The organism is Streptomyces axinellae (genome assembly GCF_039532135.1).
Lineage (GTDB): Bacteria > Actinomycetota > Actinomycetes > Streptomycetales > Streptomycetaceae > Streptomyces > Streptomyces axinellae.
This window is the reverse complement of record NZ_BAAARJ010000007.1, coordinates 1-16,985: the sequence shown is the minus strand read 5'-3', so window position 1 is coordinate 16,985 and position 16,985 is coordinate 1. Positions and strand designations below refer to the sequence as shown.

Sequence of the window (16,985 nt, the reverse complement as noted above, 5' to 3'; positions counted from 1 at the left end):
GGAGGCCCCCGGGAACTGCCGTCCGAGTGGCTCGCGGGCCACGCTGCTAACGTTCCCGCCGTACAGCCCCGTCGGCAGAGGAATCCAGCGCCGTGACCAGCGACATACGAGTGCCCAGCAACCCCGACGGCCACGCGCCGCGGGCCTCGAAGCCCAGCTCGCGCCCTGAAGAGGGAATGCCCCCACTCGGAGGAGCCGGGCCGTGGTGGGCGGACCTCGGGGCGATCGGCGGCCTGGTCGTCGCCGCGCTGGGCCTCGCCGCGATCGTGCTCCTGCTGCTGGGCATGCCCGGTTTCCCGCAGGGCTCCTGGACCGACTACTACGGTCTGGCCAAGGTGGTGGCCATCGGTCTGGTGGCCGGCGGCGCCACCCTGTTCTCCCGCCGCCGCGGCAAGCCCGCTCCGCCGCCCTCCGGGGAAACCGGGGAAGCCCCGGACAACGCCCGCTGAGCCGCCCTGCGTTCCCGCACGGCGGCCGGCCGGCTCAGCCCGCGCTTCCCGCGCCCAGCTCGTCCGGCACCACCACCAGGCTGACGATGTGCCGCTCGCGCCCGTCCCCCGGCGAGGTCGCGGCCCGCTTGGTGACCGCCTTCTGCAACTCGTCCACCAACTCGGCGAATTCCTCGTCCGTCAGCCATACCGCGCCCTGCCGGTAGAGCACGCCGTCCGTCGCGGGCTCGGCGTCCTCGCGGGCGAGGTAGCGGTCGAAGTCGCCCATCATCGCTCCGGAGAATGCGGTGAACGCCTGGCGGTGGTCCTCCAGCGTCATCGTCGTCCGCGCGTCCTCGTCCACCAGCGCGCGCTCCTCGCGCACCTGGTAGCTGCGCTCCACCGTGCCGCGCACCTTCTTCTCGCCGACCACCTCCAGCACGTCCGCCTTGGCGAGGGTGGCGATGTGCCGGTACATCGTCGCCGCCGCGACATCGGGAAGCCGCTCGCGAAGCTGTGCGGTGGTCAGCGGACCGGAGCCGACCAGGGTCTGCAGGATGCGCAGCCGGACGGGGTGGAGGAGGAGGTTCGCGGTCGTCATGGTCCCATGGTCTCACATTAGTCTCACGTCTGATAATGTTCTCGATGTTGAGACCAATGCGAGCAGGGCCAAGCGGGCAGGGCCAAAGCGAGCGGAGAGAGCCGAAGTGTGGGGGACATCCGGAACATGCTGAACACGCGCACGACGAGCACCACACACACCACAGGCACCACCCTGGCCACGCGGGACGCACGGGACGCACGGGACACCGAGATGACCGTCATCGCGGACGACGCGGTGCCCCTGGCCGGAACGCTGACCCTGCCCGACGGCCCCGGCCCCCACCCCGCGGCCCTGCTGCACGGCTCCGGCCCGCTCGACCGCGACGGCGACACGGCCAAGCTCCGCATGGGGCTGGGCGCACCGCTGGCCGCCGCCCTGGCCTCGGCAGGCATCGCCGTACTGCGCTACGACCGGCGCGGCTGCGGCGACACCCCCGGCGACTGGCGGACGGCCGGCTTCACCGGCAACCGCCGCGACGCCGCCGCCGCCGTCCGCGCCCTGGCCGCCCACCCGGACATCCGGGCCGACGCCATCGCCGTGATCGGCCACAGCGAGGGCGCCGTCCACGCCATGTCCCTCGGCGCACGGACACCCGAGGAGCAGTCCCCCGGTACGCAGCCCCCCGACGAGCAGCCGGAGATCAAGGCGTTGGTGCTGCTGGCCGGGTTCGCCCGGGTCGGCGAGGACGCCTTCCGCTGGCAGGGCCGCTCTATCGCCCGCACCCTCCCCGCCCCCGCCCGGCTCCTGCTTCCGGCACTGCGTGCCTTGGCCGAACGCCAACTCACCCGCGTCAAGAACACGACCACGGACGTGGCACGGGTCCTCGGCGTGCCGGTGAACGCCCGCTGGATGCGGGAGATGCTCCGCCACGACTCCCGTACGGACCTGGCGGCGATCCGGGCGCCCGTGCTGGCGGTCACCGGGGACAAGGACCTCCAGGTGAACCCCGCCGACCTGGACGAGATCCGCCGCCTGGTCCCCGGCGAGACGGAGGTCCACCGCGTCCGGGACCTCACGCACCTGCTGCGCCGCGACGCCGGGAAGCCGTCGATGCGCTCCTACGGCCGACTCCAGCGCGAACCGGTCGATCCCGACCTGCTGGCCCAGGTCGCCGACTGGCTGGGCCGCCAACTCCACAACACACCACGGGACACGGACGCCGCACAGCGCACGGCCCCGTCCTGACCCGCCCCGCGCCCTGACCCGCGCCCCGCCCTGACCCGCCCGGGCGGCCCGCGCCACCCGGTGCACCGCCACCCGTACCTGCCCCGCGCCCCTCTCCGGGGCCCCTCTCCGGGGCCCCTCCGGCACTCTCTCCCGTTATACGGCTCCGGGCGTCCGGCTCCCGGTCCACAACTACCAGCTTTCAACTCCCGGCTTCCGGAGCGGCCTGCTGTTCGCGGTGAGCACCATTCCGATGGCACTGCTGACGGGGTACGCCTACGAGAGGGCCGGCGTCTTCGCCTCCATGGCGGTGCACTTCGCGGCCGACACGACGATGACGCTGCTCGGCGTCGAGGCCCCCTTGGCGCAGGCCGCCACCATCGTCGTCCAGACCCTGCTCGCGCTGGTCCTGCTGGCCACCCACCGCCCGGCTCACCGGCCCGTCGCCCCGGCGACCGCCCGAGCAGCCGCGTCATCGACTCCGCAGCCCGTGCCGCCGCGTCGCCACAGCAGCCGCTGAACAGCCCAGGGAGCCGCTCGTCCCGCTCGGCGGGCGCGCACACCCGCAAGCGGCGCGTCCGGCTTGCGTCTGACGCCGAAGTGAGGTTTTAACGTACTGGGCGTCGGCGTTCGCCGAACTCTCCGAGAGCTGGTCGGCTCTGCTGCCATGAGCGGCCGACGCCAGGCCATATCAGAAAGGCAGGACATCATGCGGGCAGCCCGTTACCACGAGTACGGCGGCGTGGAGACCCTGGTGGTCGAGCAGGTGCCGGATCCGCACCCGGGGCCCGGCGAGATCCGTATCCGCGTCGCCGCGGCCGGCGTCAACCCGATCGACTGGAAAGTACGGTCGGGAGCGGCGCGCGAGATGCTCCCCGTGGAGCTGCCCGCGATCCCCGGGCGGGACGCCGTCGGCGTGATCGACGAGCTCGGCGACGGAGTGCGGGGGGCGAACCTCGGCGACCGCGTCTTCGGGCTGGGCGGCGTCACCGGCGCGACGGCGGAGTCGGCGGTGCTCTCCGCCTGGGCGCCCGCGCCCGACACGTGGAGCGACGCGGAGGCCGCGGGCGCCGGCCTGGCGTCCGTGACCGCGATGGGCGGACTGAACGCACTCGGCCCCCTCCAGGGGCGGACCCTTCTCGTGGAGGGCGCCGCCGGAGGCGTGGGCAGCGCCGCGGTCGAGATCGCGCTCGCGCACGGCGCCACGGTGATCGGGACGGCCAGCGAGCGCAACCACGCCTTCCTCACCTCACTCGGCGCCGTCCCCACCACCTACGGCACCGGCCTCGCCGAGCGCCTGCGCGCCATCGCCCCGGAGGGTATCGATGTGGTGCTCGACACCGCGGCCTCGGGATCACTGGCCGACCTCGTCGCGATCGTCGGCGACGCGGCCCGAGTCGCCACAGTCGCCGACCACGCCAACGCGCCGCGCCTGGGCGTGCGTGTGGTCAACGCGGAGAACAACCCCGCCTTCCTGACCGAGGCGGCGGAGCTGGGACGTCAGGGCCGCTACACCCCGCGCGTCGAACACACCTACCCCCTCGACCAGATCGCGGACGCCCACGCGTACGCCGAGCGCGGACGCACAAGAGGAAAGCTCGTGATCACCCTCTGAACCCGCCAAAGCCCGACAAAACCCTCCTGAATACGTCCACTTGGCCGTTCTGGCACGCGTCTGGCACGGGCCAGGTGGTTCTACAGGTCGTCGGGCAGAAGCCGAAAGGCGTGGTTGCCGGTGAGCGGGGTGACGGTTCTGAAGTCCCGGCGGCCGAGGGTCAGGATGACCTCCGTGTCAAATGCCTCGGCCAGGATGACGTTCACTGCGTCGGTCAGGTCGAGCCGCAGGGCGGCGTAGCGGTTCTGGACCGTACGGGCCCGGCGCGGTGTGTCGGCGGACAAGGCGGGGATGGTCAAGCGCCCGGTGCGTTCTTGGGCCGGCAGCCAGTCGTTCACCATGTGTGCGGCCTTGCGGTCGACGTTGCGCGTGGTGATGCGTCCGATCTCCAGGATCACCAGCGGCGATACCACCGTGAGCGCCGCTTGGTGCATTGCGGTGCGAGCGGCTTCATGCTCGGGATCCGAGGTGTTGAGAGCGGCCACCAGGCCGGAGGTGCCACCGACGATGATCACTCGGCGTCCGCCACGCCGTCCGAGACCGCTCGGTCGATCTCTTCGGCGGTGACCGGACCGCCGAAATTCAGGCCCGGGATGTCCCACGCAGGCCCGGGACGTCCCACGCCTCGTCCCAACGCCGGGTGCGCAGGGCCGCGAGATGGAACGCCTCCCGGAAGTACTCCGACTCCGGCCGCCCCTCCCGCGCTGCCGCCTCCTTGATCAGCGCGAGGTCCTCCTCATCGACCATGACGGACGTCTTCTTCAAGGCCATATGGTCATGGTGCCTCGACCACAACCGGGTTTCTCGGGCAGATGTCTTGTTCCTGCCCTGTTCGCCCCCTGCGTCGGTTAGGCACTCTCGATTCAATCCCTCCCGCGAGGGCGTGCGTGCGTAGCTCCTTGGAGCAGTGATGGCGTATGTACCGACCCTGAAAGGAAAACGAGGCGAATTCACCGCGCTCGGGCAGATAAAGCCCGACGAACAGGTCGAAGTCCGTCCGATCATGGAAGTGGTCCTTGACGAGCGCCTCCGGGACGTCGTGGAGACCTTCCGTAAGAACGCCTGGAACCAGCTGCCCAAGGGGCTGGACATCGCGGTGGACTGTGGCGGCCTCTGGCATCACGGTGCGGTCGGCGGGGTCTGGACCGGACGGCCGATGAACTGGATCAGCGAGGCGTCCGGAGCCCGGATGCTTGCCTTGATTCCCGCCTTCCGCCCGGACGATCCGCTCGGAGCGCTGGCCCGCGCCTGGGGAGGACACGTCGTGGGGAGACGCCGAGTTGGCGAAGTGCGCGCGCGGGGAGCGGCCGAAGGCCGGTGGCGGAGCGGAATGGCGTGCCTGGGCCACCTCCCACCACTTGGCCGTCACTGTAGAGGCGCTGCGAACCATGGCCCAGCCATGACCTGTCGCCCTCAAAACCAGGCATAGACACTCCGGTATGGGAAGCGTCGTGCGGCTCAACGGGCTCGGTACGCAGGTTGGTGCAGGCACCTGAAAAGCTCCGGGCAACAAACAACCCCAGGTCCATGACCCGGGGTTGTTCTCTGAGCGGGCGACGGGAATCGAACCCGCGCTCTGAGCTTGGGAATCAACGACGCTTGCTTGGCTGATGTGCTGTCTGAGCAGCGAGAATGTGCCCATTCGGGGAGTCCAGCGGAGGCTTGATCGTGTCCCTGTTGACCCTTGGCGACCGCCCTGGAGGGCACGGATGGGGCACGGCGGAGCGTAAGTCGCCGGACAGCAGGCACAGGACGCGGCGGCCTCGCGGCGGTACCTTCTCACGGGCAGACCGGAAGTTCGCATTGCTGTCGCAAGTGCTGTGGCGCCCTGACAGGCTGGGCGCTGTGACGTACGCGGTGACGGTGGATACGCAGACTCCGAGTGGCGCGCCCGAGATGGACGAGCTGCAGCGGGTCGGTGCCGGAGCGCTCCTGGAGGAGAGGCTCGGTGCGGCTGAGTCGGTTGAAGGACCTGACGGCGTGGAGGTGTGGGTCGATGACACCTTCGTGGGGGTCTACCCCGGAGGGGCGCTGCTGAAGGTATTCGTGGACGCACCTGCGCTGGAGTTCGCCGAGCAGGCAGTCCGCGCCCTGGTGGAAGACGTCCTGGAGAACACCGAGCTCCTGGCCGACTGGACAGTGAAGCGGTGCGAGGTCGAGCTTCACCATGACCTTGCCAAGGAGAGCCTTGAGGCAGCTGATGGCCCGGAAGGGCCGCCGTCGGACCTGGCCGACCGACGGGCCAAGCTGGCCGAGCCCGCCTCCGGAACGCCGGTGGACCCGGCGTGGCTGGAAGCGAACTCGAAGGCGGCAGAGGCGAAGATGCGTGCGCTGGCCCCGCGGCTGCGGTCCTTCGGACCTGTGATGTTCGGGACCGTCGACGAAGAGGATGAGGAGTACGACGAGGAGTTCGCCGAGTCCGCGACCTCCGCTGAGGACGCGGAGTTGGCGGCCGGGGCATTGATCTGGGCGACCGATGTGCTCCTGGACCAGCTGTTCGACGACGCCTTCTCGCTGGAGGAGGAGAAGACGAACGTCGCCGAGTGCGACCGGCCGCTGTGGCTCCTGGAGGACTTGCCGCCGCGCTACGCCCTGCAGTACGACGCCCTCTTCGCGCGCCGGTTCCTGGTAACTGCCGTTGCTCTCACCACTCGCTTCACTGAAGGCAGCTTCCGACAACTGAGCTGTGTGGCCGAGGAGCTAGCTCTCCGGATGCTGCTGCAAGCCGCCGAGGTGACGCTGGACACGTTCGGGCTGTTGACCGACGGGCGCAAGGCGGCGCTGGAGTGCTTCGCCGACCTCGTCTATGAGGACATGGACCACGAGTGGCTCTACGACGACTCGAAGGACGGCATCGACGAGAGCCCGGTAGGCGAGTACCTCGGTGTCGCGGCCATGGACCTCGCGAGCTGGTTCAAGCCGTTCAATGACGACCGGTACGTGCACTCGTACGCTGCCGACGAGCCCGAGGACGCAAGCAACGGCGAATGATGGCCCTGCTACCGCCCAGTTGAGCCCTGTGGCGCAGATCAGCATGGAGAGTCCTGATCCGGCATGCTGCGGGGCTCGAATCACGGCCCCGGAACGGGCGGTGGTTGTCCCGTCTGTGCCGCCTAGAGACGCTCCCTTTCATCGGGACAGAGGCTCGCCAAAACTTGCCGCGGCCCCGTGCTGTGACCCGTGCCAGGCTCCCACCCGCGCTTTCGCCGCTCACTGGACCAGACATCGCATTGACGCGCCTGTCTTTCCGCTCATATGACTCAGGGTGCTCCCTCCCTGTCAGTGCCCAGCAGTATGCTGCGGACCGTGGGGCTACGGGAGGGGACGAAGTGGCCAGGAACGATATCGATCACCGCGCGATCGAGAAGCACGTGAAGGCGATCAACAAGGCATACGAGCGTGCCTTTGCCAAGCACCCGATCACTATGCCGCCGGTCCTGGGAAAGGGTTTCACCACTGCTTACGGGATCACGGGTGTAGGAATTGAGCAGGATCCACAGTTGGTCCGGTTTCTCATCTGGTTAGGTGAGAAGCCCCTCGGCTACCGCGGCGATCAGAGCGAATATTCCGAGGATGCCGGAGTGCCGCCGGAAGAGGTGAGCGTTCTCGCCGACGCCTTGGAACGGGATGGCTTGATCGAGATTCTCCGTACCCTTGGTGAGCGCCAGTTCTGCCAGATTAGCGCGGACGGGCGGGTCGAACTGCGGCGGCTCGCGCAGTTGCGGGAGGAGCCCGCTGCCCGGCACCGCTATGCCACAGACGCATTCTTGCGCTGGCTCTATGCCACTGCTCACGACCAGCAGCCCATCGACCCGGCGCACTTCCTGGAAGCCGAGGCGTCCTACTTTGCCGGAGCCACACTGTCAGATACCGAGGTGTGCTACGCCTTGGCGCGCCTCGTCCACTCCGGTCTGGTCGAAGAGGCCACCACCCATCCTCGGACTGTCGCCATCACCATCGATGGCATCGACTGCGTCTTGTCAGGGGCAACCGTGAGCGACTATCTCAACCGAACGCGACCCGGCGACTACTACAGCATCACCGGAACGAATGTGATCGCCGGATCGCAGGGAAAGGTTGAACAACACAACCACAACAACACCTTCGACCCCACCGCCATGCGCGAGTTCGCCGAAATGGTCAAGCAGTTCGCCCCCACCTTCGGTATGGAACCCGCACAGCAAGCTGAACTCATACACGATGCCGAAGTCCTCTGTGATGAGGCCAGCAACGAGGCCCCACAGCCGGGGCGTGTGCGCGTTGCCTTCGACGCTGTCATGAACGGGCTCACGCAAATCGGTGCGGCATCTGCTGGTCTCGGCGCCACGATTCAACATGGGAACCAAGCACTCAACACCGTATTCGGAGGGTGAGAAAATGGTCCATGAGGCAGCTTCCCCTCCGGAAGGGGGGCGAGTTCCTGTCGCCGGGATTTCAGCTAAACGGCGATCGCCTCGATGGCTTCGAAGATGTCGGAGTCGGTTTCCTTTTGCCAGTCGGGGAGGTCGGGCCAGTCGGCGACGTAGGCGGGCTTGGGGTCTCCGAAGTGCTTGTACATCTGGGCGGTCCAGCAGGTGGCGACGAAGCGGCCCTTCTGCTCGCGGGTGAGGCGTTTGGCGTTGCCGGCGCTCAGGTCGAGGAAGTGGCGCACCTGTTCGTAGACGGCTCCGGCGGCTTCGCGTTCCCAGCCAGGGGTGTCTTCCCAGGGCGTGACGTAACTGGCTTTGGGCTCGCCCAGGTAGTGCTTGTTGACTCCCGCGATCCAGGTCTCCCGGAACAGGCGGGCGCCCTCGGTGTCCGACATGCCTACCCCTCTCATCACGTCGCGTGCAGGCTGCCGATGTCGGCGGCCAGTTCGGCTACGCGGCGATCGTGGCCGTAGGAGCGCAGATCGTCCCGCAGCGTCTGGAGTCTACGGGCGACGTAGCCCGAGCCCGATTGCCGTGCGAGCTGGAGTGCCTCGCGGCCGTGGGTGACGGCCTGCTCCGCGTCGTGGCGTTTGGCGCCGATCAGCGCGAGGTCAACCAAGACGGAGCCTCGGCGGCGGTAGGAGGTCCCCTTGGCCAGCGCGTCGGAGTCGAGCGCGCTCTTCAGGGCCTTCTCGGCGAGGTCGAGTCGCCCGAGCTGGACGAAGCGTGCTCCTCGTTCTTCGGGGAGGCGGGAGCCGTCGAAGCGGAGCCATCCGCCGTTGTGGACAGGGCCGGGGAGGTCGGTGACCTTCTGGGCCTCGTCGAGGGCACGCTGGCACGCGTTGAGGTCGCCCAGGTTCGCGTGGGCCTCGGCCTGGACGGAGGCGACCCAGTAGCGGGTGGACAGGGCGGGGTCGCCGCGCGTGGCGATGGTACGGGCGACGTCCAGGGTCTCGGTGGCTTCCGTGAACTGCCGCTCGGACATGTCCACGTAGGCGTGCCGGACGAGCGCGCAGGCCCACAGGTCGAAGGCGTGCGCGCTGTCGCTGGCTGAGGCGGCCACGGAGTAGGCAGCGGCGGCGTCCGTGTAGCGGTTGCTGTCGAAGGCCAGCTCGCCGGAGAGCTGGAAGAGGTCTCCGGCGGCTTCGCACATCGCACCGGCCCGGCGGCTGGCTGTGCTGGTCTTCAGGGCGTCGGCGAGTGCGTCGAGCTGGTCCTGGACGATGCCGTGGACGGAGCGCTTGGAGCGGGCCAGTTGGTAGACCTGCCAGAGGTGTTCGTTCATCCGGCGGTAGTCGTCGGCCGAGCCGCGCTCGACGGCTTCCGCTATGTCGTCGGCTGCCTCGGGTCCCAGGGCGGTCAGGGCTCCGGTCACCGTGAGCAGGCGCAGAAACTTGCGTCGGATCATTTCGTCGGATTCACCTGGACCGTGAACGGGACGGGGTAGGGACTGTGCTGGCTGCGCGTGGTGGGCTGCTGGTGGTGGATCCAGCATGCTGCCGAGTTCGGTGAGGTCCAGGCGCAGAAGCTCGGCCATCTTCGGCCGGTGGACGCATTCGGGCATTGTCTGACCGCGTTCCCAGCGGCCGACCGTTGTGCGGTCCACGCCAAGCGCATGGGCGAATGTCTCCTGACTGTAGCCCATGGCCTTTCGTCTCTCGGACAACCGCATGGCGCTCCCCTTCCCGCCTGACTGGGGCCCTACCCGCTGCGGCGCCCCGTGCATCAGAGGTGCATCAAGACTGCCGCAGGGATGCCGTGGTCCGCAGCGATCTCCGGCGGTTGGCTGGAGCCCTGAAAGTCGGACCGGCTCCCGCGACCACCCCCTGCGTGTGGGGAGGCGGCTCTGGTCGAGTGACCGATCCCGGAGGGACGACCCGTGACCATGACAGCGGCAAGAGCGACGTCGATCGGCGCGCCCGGATACAGCCAGACGTTTCCGTCCGTACCGGAGTCCGCGGGCCTCGCCCGCGAGCTGGTGGTCACGGCGCTGCGCGTATGGCGCCTCGAATCGCTTCTGAACGAGGCGACCTTGGTCGCGACAGAGCTGGTCGCGAACGCTGTGCAGCACGGCTCAGGCCGCTACCTGGTCTTCAGCGCCGAACGGCCCTCGCAGTACCGGGTGCGTATCCGTGTGACCGACCAGTCCCGCGTCCGTCCCGTGCTGCGGTGTCCGGACGAGGAGGAGACGAAGGGCAGAGGGCTGCTCCTGGTCTCCGCCCTCGCCGTTGACTGGGGTATTGATGTGCACACGAGTGGCAAGACCGTGTGGGCGGACTTGGCGGACGAGGCGGGTACGTGATGGCTCGCCACCGGCGGCCTCGCCGCTTCGCTCTCGTCGGCCGACACGAGCCGGTGGAAGGCGCCCCCTACAGCCCTCCGGTGGAACGCCGGACGCCAGGGCAAGCGTGCGATCACGATGTTCCGGCCTTCGGCGAAGTCGCGGTCGAGACCACCGACGACGCGACCCTTCGTCGCTTCCTGGAGGCGATGCGCCGGTGGCAGACCGAAGAGCAGGACGAGCCGCTGGCCGTGACGCCCGAGACCGTTCGCCGCACGGTCAAGTACGTGGTCAGCAGGCACTTCGACGGCGTGGACGGGGGCGACCTGCGGCCGACGACCGACACCCTGCACGCCTACCTGGACGCTCTGGCGGACGCTGCAGAGGCCGAGCTGGACACCGGGCGGATCGTGGTCGTCGAGATGGTGGCCAGGGCCAGAGCCGCTGCGAGCGAAGGCCCCCAACAACTGTCGCTGACCGCAGCGCGCCAGACGGCCAGGACGACAGGGGACCTGCTGTCGCTCCTGGAACGGGAGGGTTGGCAGGGGACGGGGGGTGACGACCCCATGAAGTCGTCGGCAGCCTCCTTCGCTTTGGGGGTGGGCCGCGTGCCCCGGTACGCGAAGCATCCGCGCACCGGGCATTCGGTCCGGGTGCCGTTCGTGGCCATGTGGGACAACGAGAAGGCGGTCGTCGAGGCGGCGCTGGCCGTCGCGCTCGCTCCCACCCCGAAGCTGGCCTACCAAGGGCGGGAGCTTCCTTCTGACCGCGACGGCTTCGGGGTGCTGTGGGCGCGGTGTTCGTACTCGCCCGGGGTCGGCCGGCCGGACTTCGCGTCGATGCATCCGGGGCGGCAGTACGAGTGCATGTACGCGATGAAGTGCCAGGTCTGCGGCGGTCCGGCGGACCGCAACGCGGACGGGTGGCTGTTCTTCGACTGGCGCAACGAGCTGGACCCGCCTTCGTGGCCGGAGGGCGCGTTGAGCGCGATGCCGCCGCTGTGTGCGAAGGACGCGCGGCTGTCGATGGCCGTGTGTCCCAAGAGCGGAACCTTCTCGGCGCTGCGGGTCAGGGCGCCCCGGCTGTGGGGAGTGGGCGGGGTGAGCTACCGCCTCACCCTCGACGGCCGGCGGCTCAACCACGGCGACACCGACATCTGGCTGCCCAAGGACGACCCGGGCCTGCACTCGATACTCGCCTCCAAGCTGATCCGCGAACTGCGCAAGGTCACCCCAGTCGCCCGCACGATCTGCGCACCGCGCTGTGAAGGACGAGATCTTGGTTGCCTTCCCAAAGCTTCGGCGCACTTTGACTCGCTGGTGGAGCCCGAGACGGCAAGCGAGCGTGCCGCGCCCGTTCACCGTCCCGGTGGAGGACCGACTCAACGCGTGGCTGCTCGCCCCCGCACTCCTGCCAGACGCCCCCATCCGACCCCGCACGAGAGGAAGTTGGCACCCTATGCACGTTGTCGAGTACGAGGCCAAGGCCCTGGAGATCGACCCGGAGGCGATGGCCGCGCGCATCCAGTCCGCGGGCGGCACCTTCCACAGCGAGCGGCTGATGCGCCGCTACGTCTACGACCCCATCCCACCGAAGGAAGGGCGGTGGGTACGGCTGCGGGACGCGGGCGGCGCGGTGACGCTGTGCGTCAAGACGATCAGCTCGGACGCGATCGACGGCACCCAGGAGACCGAGACCACCGTCGGCTCCTTCGAGGACACTCACGCTCTCCTCGGCCTCATGGGCCTGTCCCACCGCTCCTACCAGGAGAACCGCCGCAGCTCCTGGCTGCTGGACGGCGTACGGCTGGAGATCGACACCTGGCCCCGCATCCCCCCGTACCTGGAGATCGAAGGCGACGACGAGGAACAGGTCTGGCAGACCGCCGAACGCCTCGGCATCCCCAAGGCCGAGCTGACCAGCGAGAACACCCAGAAGATCTACGCCCGCTACGACATCGACCTCGACACCATCACCGACCTGCGCTTCTGACCCGGCCTGTCGGCGTACTTGCCCCCACGGAAGGCGGAACGATGCACGATCCACTCGACGACGTACCGGTCACGGTCGTTCCCGACCGCACCCTCCGCGTGAAGATCATCGACGCGTGCGGGCTGGCCTGCACCTTCTGCCACAACGAAGGCACCCCCGTCGCCACCGACAACACCGGCCGCCCGCCCGACGCCTTCACCGGCGCCCCCGGCCGCTCCGGCCGCGTCTCGATCTACCTGGCCACCAACGGCGCCGACTTCCTCCCCCAGCGCATCCCCGCCGACCCCGACTTCGCCCTCGCCCTGGCCGCCGTCCGCGGCAGCCTCCCCCTCAACGAGGTCCACTTCACCGGCGGCGAACCCACCCTCCACCCCGACCTGCCCGACCTGGTCCGCATCGCGAGGCGGCTCGACCTGACCGTCGGCCTCACGTCCAACGGCGAGAACGGCGCGGCCGTACTCCCCGAGTGCGCCGAGGCCGGGCTGGACCGCATCAACCTGTCCGTCTTCGGCACCACCCCCGAGGAACTCGCCGCCGTCCAAGCCCCCCGCCTCGCCTCACCCCGCCTGGCCGCCCGCAAGCTCGAAGCCCTCGCGGACACCATCGAGACCGCCACCCGGCACGGCGTGAAGGTCTCGGCCAACATCGTCATCCCCGACCACGACCACGTCGAGCGAGTCCTGCGCATCATCGAGCAGCACGGCCGCGACGTGATCGTGCGGATGCTGGTGAACCTGGAGGACGACGGCGCCTCCCTGGCGGCCATGCGCGAGGTCATCGACCACCTGGGCGCCGTCCCCGACCTCCGCGTCATCACCGCCGGCGCCTCCGACCAGCGCACCCGCTACCGCCTCCCGGACGGCCGCACCCTCTACGCCAAGAGCATCCGCCCCGTCCGCCTCCCCGAGACTTGCACCGGCTGCCGCTTCAACAACGACCGCGACTGCCAAGAGGGCTACTACGGCGTGCGCATGTACCGCGCCAAGAACGGCCCCTTCATGATCGGCGTCTGCATCCAACGCATGGACCTCTGCCTCCCCCTCGGCGAATTCGTCATGAGCCAACGCTGCGCCGAAGTCCGCAACTTCCGCGACGACGAAGCAGCCCGCCTCACCGCCCTACACAGCACTCCTGATCGGGAGCCACCTCGAAGCCGAGCACGCCCCGCTCACGGCCCGGCTGCCGGATAGGCGTGCTTCGGCTACGGGTCCATGGTTGTCGTAGTTCCGCAGGCGGTCTCGTGTTGGCGCTGCATCTTGATCGTCTGAGCTCGTCCGGCTGGCACTTGGAGAGTCGACAGGAGGAGGCCGACGGAGCAAGGTCGGTACCTTCAGGAGAGTCATCTTGAAGAGTTCCACGAAGCGTCGCTCACTCAGTTTTTCGTCATGGCGCATTTGAAGTGCACCGACGGTGCCAACTCCCAGTAGGGAAGCCACGATGACGATCGGAACTGCCCAGGGCGGCGCTACCAGACTGGCGCTGATCGCTGCTGCTGTCGTTACGGCGACGGAAACCAGGTAGAAGGAGCCACTGAGCCAGGGGCCGCCACGTTGTGCTCGGTCCGGTTGCGCTACTTCGCGGTGTGCTCGCAGGACATCCTCAACGCTCGAACCACTGATCCGGCGCACTCGGCCGCGTTTGTCGATCAGGAAATTGCATCCCTCGACACCACAGACACCACGCTTGTTTCTCTCAAGAGCCCGGTCCCGGGGATGGTACGCAGATGCTGGCCCGTGTGAGTGGCAGTAGCGGGGTTCCCTACCTGCTGAGCGTCGCCGTCTCATGTGGCTATGGTGCCCAGCTCACCGATGCCACAGCAGGGGAACGCACAAGGTCTGCGGCCGTCTTCGTGCTGGAGCTGCTTTGGCGCGAGCAATCAGTGGACCTTCTTCTCCTCGGCGGATCGGGTAGCCCGGCCTGCCTGTTCGCGTTGGTGCCCAAAAGGGCCTCAGCCTTGCACGATGCGGGAGCCGGATCGGGGAGGTTTCTAGGCTCTGTCTGGAGTTGCGGAACCGACCGCCTATGCCACGGCGTGCCCCAGCGGCGGCGTCGCTCCCCTGTTGCACTACGGCTCATCGCCCACGGCGTCGCGAGGCGGAGTGGCTGGTGAAGGTATTGAAGGAACGGGACTCTTCCGGTCGTGCCAACCGGCGGGTGGGCCTGGTGGTCCGCGCCTTGGCTGCTTGGGCACGGGGGCTGGGGGCGTGGCGTTCGCCGAGGCGGCGGATGCGCCAGGTTAGGGCGCGTGCGGGGCTGTGGGCGTCGTCCAGTGTGCGCTGGCCGAGTGCCTGGTCGAGGATGGTGGCCGCGTTGTGCCCGGCCCCCTCCGCCTGCGCGAGCACTGTAGTGAGGGCGTTCCAGGCGGGATCGTTGAGGATGCGTTCGGCGTGCTCAGGTACGGCTTGATGGAGGTGCTGGGCGTAGCGGTGTTGGGTCTGTGGGGTGGGCGCGCGGCGGGCCAGGTTGCTCAGCGCGGGTCCGGCGATCTGCCCATAGGCGGTGTGCAGGTGGGCGAGGGCTTGCTGGGCAGCTGCCTCTTGCTGGGCATGCAGACGGGTGCGGTGCCAGTGCATCGCGAACGCGGCGGCAGTGAGTGCGGCGTCGATGAGCATGGCCAGGCCGGAGCCGTCGCCATCAGGTGAGGGGCTGCACCAGATCGTCTGGAGGCTGCGGCGCAGGGTGCGGGCGCTGTTGTGGTCGGCGGTGATGCGGGAGCGGGTAGCGCGCTCGAAGGCCGCAGCGGCCCTTTCCAGTTCGCCCTTCACGGCTGATGGCGCGGTGACGGGGAGCAGATCGAGGGCGGCGCCGAGGGCCGCGAGCTGGCCTTGGGCGATGTGCTCGTCGCTGTAGACGAGGTGGTGGGGGATGCGCTCGGTTGCGGCGCTGGCCTGGTGCCACAGATTGCCCTGCGGGGTGGCCACGGGCTCGGGGCTGGTGGTGGCAAGGCGTTCGCGGATCTTGGGCAGAGAGAGGTCTCCGGCGAGGGTGGAGCCGGAGAACCAGACGGGGTCGCCGTGCTGGTTGACGTCGCCGGGCAACGCGATGCTGTAGCCGGTGACGTCTCCGGACGAGGCCCTCTTCGGGCGCACGTTCACGCCGGTCGCCTCCAGGAACGCGAAGAACTCCGTCTCGCTGGCGGCGGCGGCCACGGCGCGGCGTACACGTTGGCGGAGGATCTCGCGGGATGTGGCGTCCTGGCCCTGGCGCTTGGCCTTGAAGTGCTCCTTGCTGGTGTGGCGTTTGGCAGCGGTGCCAACGCCGCGCTTGAGTTGCCTGAGCCCGAAGTCGGCTTCGATCTGGCGGGCCTGCCTCGTTCTGGACGGCGCGTTGGTCGTAGTCCCGCCGGGGACGGCGGCCGTCTTGGCGTACGAGGGTGGCGGCGATGTGGATGTGGTCGTCGGCGTGACGGACGGCCACCCAGCGGCAGGCTTCCTCGTCGCCGTCGGGGGCGATGCCGGCGGCGGCCACACGATGCGGCGGGCGATGGCGGCCCACTGGGCGTCGGTCAGGATCGGGTCCTCGGGGGCGGCCCGGACCGGGCAGTGCCACACCGTGTGCTTCGGAGCCTTGTCGCCCAGCATCTTCACGGGCTGGTCGAGCTGTGTGACGAGCTGCCTTTCCACATCCTGTGGAGCGCGATGCGGGCTGCGGCCGGGGTCGGGAGCGAAGCCGTTCCAGGAAGCGACCAGGTGCGGGTCGGTGTGCTCGTTGGCCCGGCCGGGTCCGAAGAGGTAGTGGATGGTGCGGCGAGTGGCCCCCGGGCCCGCACCCAGGATGATCTTAGCCTTGATCCACCGGTCGGTTCTGAGGTCGGTTTTTGAGGCTTGTTGGGTCGGGCGTGGGATCGCCGACCGGATGCAGGCACGGGGTATTTGCTGGTCTGTCCAGCTTTTCCACGATTTCGGCTCCGGTTGGGCCCTGGCGGGCGGGGTGGGCAGGGAGGTCAGGCTGGTTCGGGGGGGCGTGGATGGTGTCGAACAGGTGTCTCCAGGCGTGCTGCCAGGGCCATCGCCGGGGCAGGTGCAGAGTGATACGCCGGGCGGAACGCGCGATCCGGGCGGGAGCGTTGACCAGGTGGGCGCGGAGGGTGGCGGTGGTGGCCTTGGCGTGGAAGGCCGAGGCCAGGACGCCGGTGGCCCGCAGCAGGTTGTGGGCCATGGCCCACAGGGTGAGCCAGGCGGCGTTGGCGTGGAAGTGGCCTGAGGGCAGGTGGGCGAAGGCCCCGGCTTTGCTGTCGGCGGTGACCTGCTCGATGACGGCGTGGTGGCGGTGTTCCTGCTCTGCCTGGAGTGTCGGGGCGGGGTTGTCGGTGAAGAAGGGGTGGTGGCGCCAGACCGGGAACAGTTCGCCCTGCTCGCCGATGATGGCGGGTCTGGCCAGGTCACGGACCCGGCGCACGATGAGGCGGGCCGTGACGCGATCTGCTTTCTTGCGGCCGGCGAACGCGGTGTAGGCGGGGATCTCGGCGACCTCGGCATTGGAGATGAGCTCG

The 16,985-nt window shown here is 69.0% G+C and carries 16 protein-coding genes and 2 pseudogenes; 10 read left to right on the top strand and 8 right to left on the bottom strand.

The genetic code is table 11. The features are described from left to right. The first annotated feature begins 92 nt into the window (after positions 1–92). Positions 93–449 carry a hypothetical protein gene (locus ABD339_RS11990; RefSeq protein WP_344565126.1) on the top strand — a complete coding sequence of 119 codons (357 nt, stop codon included), beginning with the start codon at positions 93–95 and terminating at the stop codon, positions 447–449. Between the two features lie 34 nt (positions 450–483). Here the strand turns inward: ABD339_RS11990 and ABD339_RS11985 are convergent, their stop codons facing one another. After that, complete coding sequence (locus tag ABD339_RS11985) at positions 484–1,029, bottom strand: helix-turn-helix domain-containing protein (RefSeq protein ID WP_344565124.1); 546 nt, start codon at positions 1,027–1,029, stop codon at positions 484–486. A gap of 213 nt (positions 1,030–1,242) precedes the next feature. On the opposite strand from ABD339_RS11985, the gene ABD339_RS11980 reads away from it, so the two are divergent. The 3 genes from ABD339_RS11980 (at position 1,243) to ABD339_RS11970 (ending at position 3,811) form a co-directional block, all read left to right on the top strand. Beyond that, positions 1,243–2,217: an alpha/beta hydrolase family protein gene (locus tag ABD339_RS11980; protein ID WP_344565619.1), complete on the top strand. Its 975-nt coding sequence runs from the start codon at positions 1,243–1,245 to the stop codon at positions 2,215–2,217. 217 nt (positions 2,218–2,434) lie between these two features. Then, on the top strand, positions 2,435–2,716 hold the full coding sequence (locus ABD339_RS11975; RefSeq protein ID WP_344565122.1) for a hypothetical protein: 282 nt from the start codon (positions 2,435–2,437) through the stop codon (positions 2,714–2,716). A 189-nt stretch (positions 2,717–2,905) separates the two neighbouring features. Then, entirely contained in the window at positions 2,906–3,811 is a 906-nt protein-coding gene (locus tag ABD339_RS11970) for an NADP-dependent oxidoreductase (RefSeq protein ID WP_344565617.1), read from the top strand. Between the two features lie 80 nt (positions 3,812–3,891). On the opposite strand, the gene ABD339_RS11965 is transcribed toward ABD339_RS11970, so the two are convergent. Together ABD339_RS11965 and ABD339_RS11960 are read right to left on the bottom strand one after the other, a co-directional pair. Continuing rightward, positions 3,892–4,326 carry a type II toxin-antitoxin system VapC family toxin gene (locus ABD339_RS11965; RefSeq protein ID WP_344565120.1) on the bottom strand — a complete coding sequence of 145 codons (435 nt, stop codon included), beginning with the start codon at positions 4,324–4,326 and terminating at the stop codon, positions 3,892–3,894. A gap of 67 nt (positions 4,327–4,393) precedes the next feature. Continuing rightward, entirely contained in the window at positions 4,394–4,582 is a 189-nt protein-coding gene (locus ABD339_RS11960; RefSeq protein ID WP_344565119.1) for a ribbon-helix-helix protein, CopG family, read from the bottom strand. Between the two features lie 139 nt (positions 4,583–4,721). Here ABD339_RS11960 and ABD339_RS11955 point away from each other — a divergent pair, with 139 nt between their 5' ends. The 3 genes from ABD339_RS11955 to ABD339_RS11945 all read left to right on the top strand — a co-directional run bounded on the left by ABD339_RS11955 (position 4,722) and on the right by ABD339_RS11945 (position 8,184). Continuing rightward, entirely contained in the window at positions 4,722–5,240 is a 519-nt protein-coding gene (locus ABD339_RS11955) for a hypothetical protein (protein ID WP_344565118.1), read from the top strand. 416 nt (positions 5,241–5,656) lie between these two features. Beyond that, positions 5,657–6,802, top strand: coding sequence for a hypothetical protein (locus ABD339_RS11950; RefSeq protein WP_344565116.1), 1,146 nt, complete (start codon positions 5,657–5,659; stop codon positions 6,800–6,802). Between the two features lie 338 nt (positions 6,803–7,140). Continuing rightward, positions 7,141–8,184 (top strand): hypothetical protein, encoded by a 1,044-nt coding sequence (locus ABD339_RS11945; RefSeq protein WP_344565114.1) that lies wholly within the window; start codon positions 7,141–7,143, stop codon positions 8,182–8,184. Positions 8,185–8,249: 65 nt separating this feature from the next. Here ABD339_RS11945 and ABD339_RS11940 read toward each other — a convergent pair whose 3' ends face one another. Both ABD339_RS11940 and ABD339_RS11935 read right to left on the bottom strand, forming a co-directional pair. Then, complete coding sequence (locus tag ABD339_RS11940; protein WP_344565112.1) at positions 8,250–8,615, bottom strand: hypothetical protein; 366 nt, start codon at positions 8,613–8,615, stop codon at positions 8,250–8,252. Positions 8,616–8,629: 14 nt separating this feature from the next. Then, on the bottom strand, positions 8,630–9,892 hold the full coding sequence (locus tag ABD339_RS11935; protein WP_344565110.1) for a helix-turn-helix transcriptional regulator: 1,263 nt from the start codon (positions 9,890–9,892) through the stop codon (positions 8,630–8,632). Between the two features lie 213 nt (positions 9,893–10,105). Between ABD339_RS11935 and ABD339_RS11930 the strand changes: the two genes are divergently transcribed. Further along, a complete protein-coding gene (locus tag ABD339_RS11930) occupies positions 10,106–10,522 on the top strand; it encodes an ATP-binding protein (protein ID WP_344565108.1) in 417 nt (138 codons plus the stop codon). A 718-nt stretch (positions 10,523–11,240) separates the two neighbouring features. Here the strand turns inward: ABD339_RS11930 and ABD339_RS11925 are convergent. Then, complete coding sequence (locus ABD339_RS11925) at positions 11,241–11,543, bottom strand: hypothetical protein (RefSeq protein WP_344565106.1); 303 nt, start codon at positions 11,541–11,543, stop codon at positions 11,241–11,243. A gap of 416 nt (positions 11,544–11,959) precedes the next feature. On the opposite strand from ABD339_RS11925, the gene ABD339_RS11920 reads away from it, so the two are divergent. Continuing rightward, positions 11,960–12,493: a class IV adenylate cyclase gene (locus ABD339_RS11920; RefSeq protein ID WP_344565104.1), complete on the top strand. Its 534-nt coding sequence runs from the start codon at positions 11,960–11,962 to the stop codon at positions 12,491–12,493. Between the two features lie 41 nt (positions 12,494–12,534). Further along, complete coding sequence (locus tag ABD339_RS11915) at positions 12,535–13,683, top strand: radical SAM protein (protein WP_344565102.1); 1,149 nt, start codon at positions 12,535–12,537, stop codon at positions 13,681–13,683. 882 nt (positions 13,684–14,565) lie between these two features. Here the strand turns inward: ABD339_RS11915 and ABD339_RS11910 are convergent. Continuing rightward, positions 14,566–16,284 (bottom strand): annotated as a pseudogene (locus tag ABD339_RS11910) (relaxase/mobilization nuclease domain-containing protein). Positions 16,285–16,447: 163 nt separating this feature from the next. After that, positions 16,448–16,985: pseudogene (locus ABD339_RS11905) on the bottom strand (transposase); the annotation flags it as partial.

What these genes read in the sequence shown, in the direction of transcription:
- ABD339_RS11980 (WP_344565619.1), top strand. Translation starts at nt 1,243, where the DNA reads ATGACCGTCATCGCGGACGACGCGGTGCCCCTGGCCGGAACGCTGACC.
- ABD339_RS11970 (WP_344565617.1), top strand. Translation starts at nt 2,906, where the DNA reads ATGCGGGCAGCCCGTTACCACGAGTACGGCGGCGTGGAGACCCTGGTG.
- ABD339_RS11930 (WP_344565108.1), top strand. Translation starts at nt 10,106, where the DNA reads ATGACAGCGGCAAGAGCGACGTCGATCGGCGCGCCCGGATACAGCCAG.
- ABD339_RS11935 (WP_344565110.1), bottom strand. Translation starts at nt 9,892, where the DNA reads ATGCGGTTGTCCGAGAGACGAAAGGCCATGGGCTACAGTCAGGAGACA.
- ABD339_RS11955 (WP_344565118.1), top strand. Translation starts at nt 4,722, where the DNA reads ATGGCGTATGTACCGACCCTGAAAGGAAAACGAGGCGAATTCACCGCG.
- ABD339_RS11940 (WP_344565112.1), bottom strand. Translation starts at nt 8,615, where the DNA reads ATGTCGGACACCGAGGGCGCCCGCCTGTTCCGGGAGACCTGGATCGCG.
- ABD339_RS11985 (WP_344565124.1), bottom strand. Translation starts at nt 1,029, where the DNA reads ATGACGACCGCGAACCTCCTCCTCCACCCCGTCCGGCTGCGCATCCTG.
- ABD339_RS11960 (WP_344565119.1), bottom strand. Translation starts at nt 4,582, where the DNA reads ATGGCCTTGAAGAAGACGTCCGTCATGGTCGATGAGGAGGACCTCGCG.
- ABD339_RS11920 (WP_344565104.1), top strand. Translation starts at nt 11,960, where the DNA reads ATGCACGTTGTCGAGTACGAGGCCAAGGCCCTGGAGATCGACCCGGAG.
- ABD339_RS11915 (WP_344565102.1), top strand. Translation starts at nt 12,535, where the DNA reads ATGCACGATCCACTCGACGACGTACCGGTCACGGTCGTTCCCGACCGC.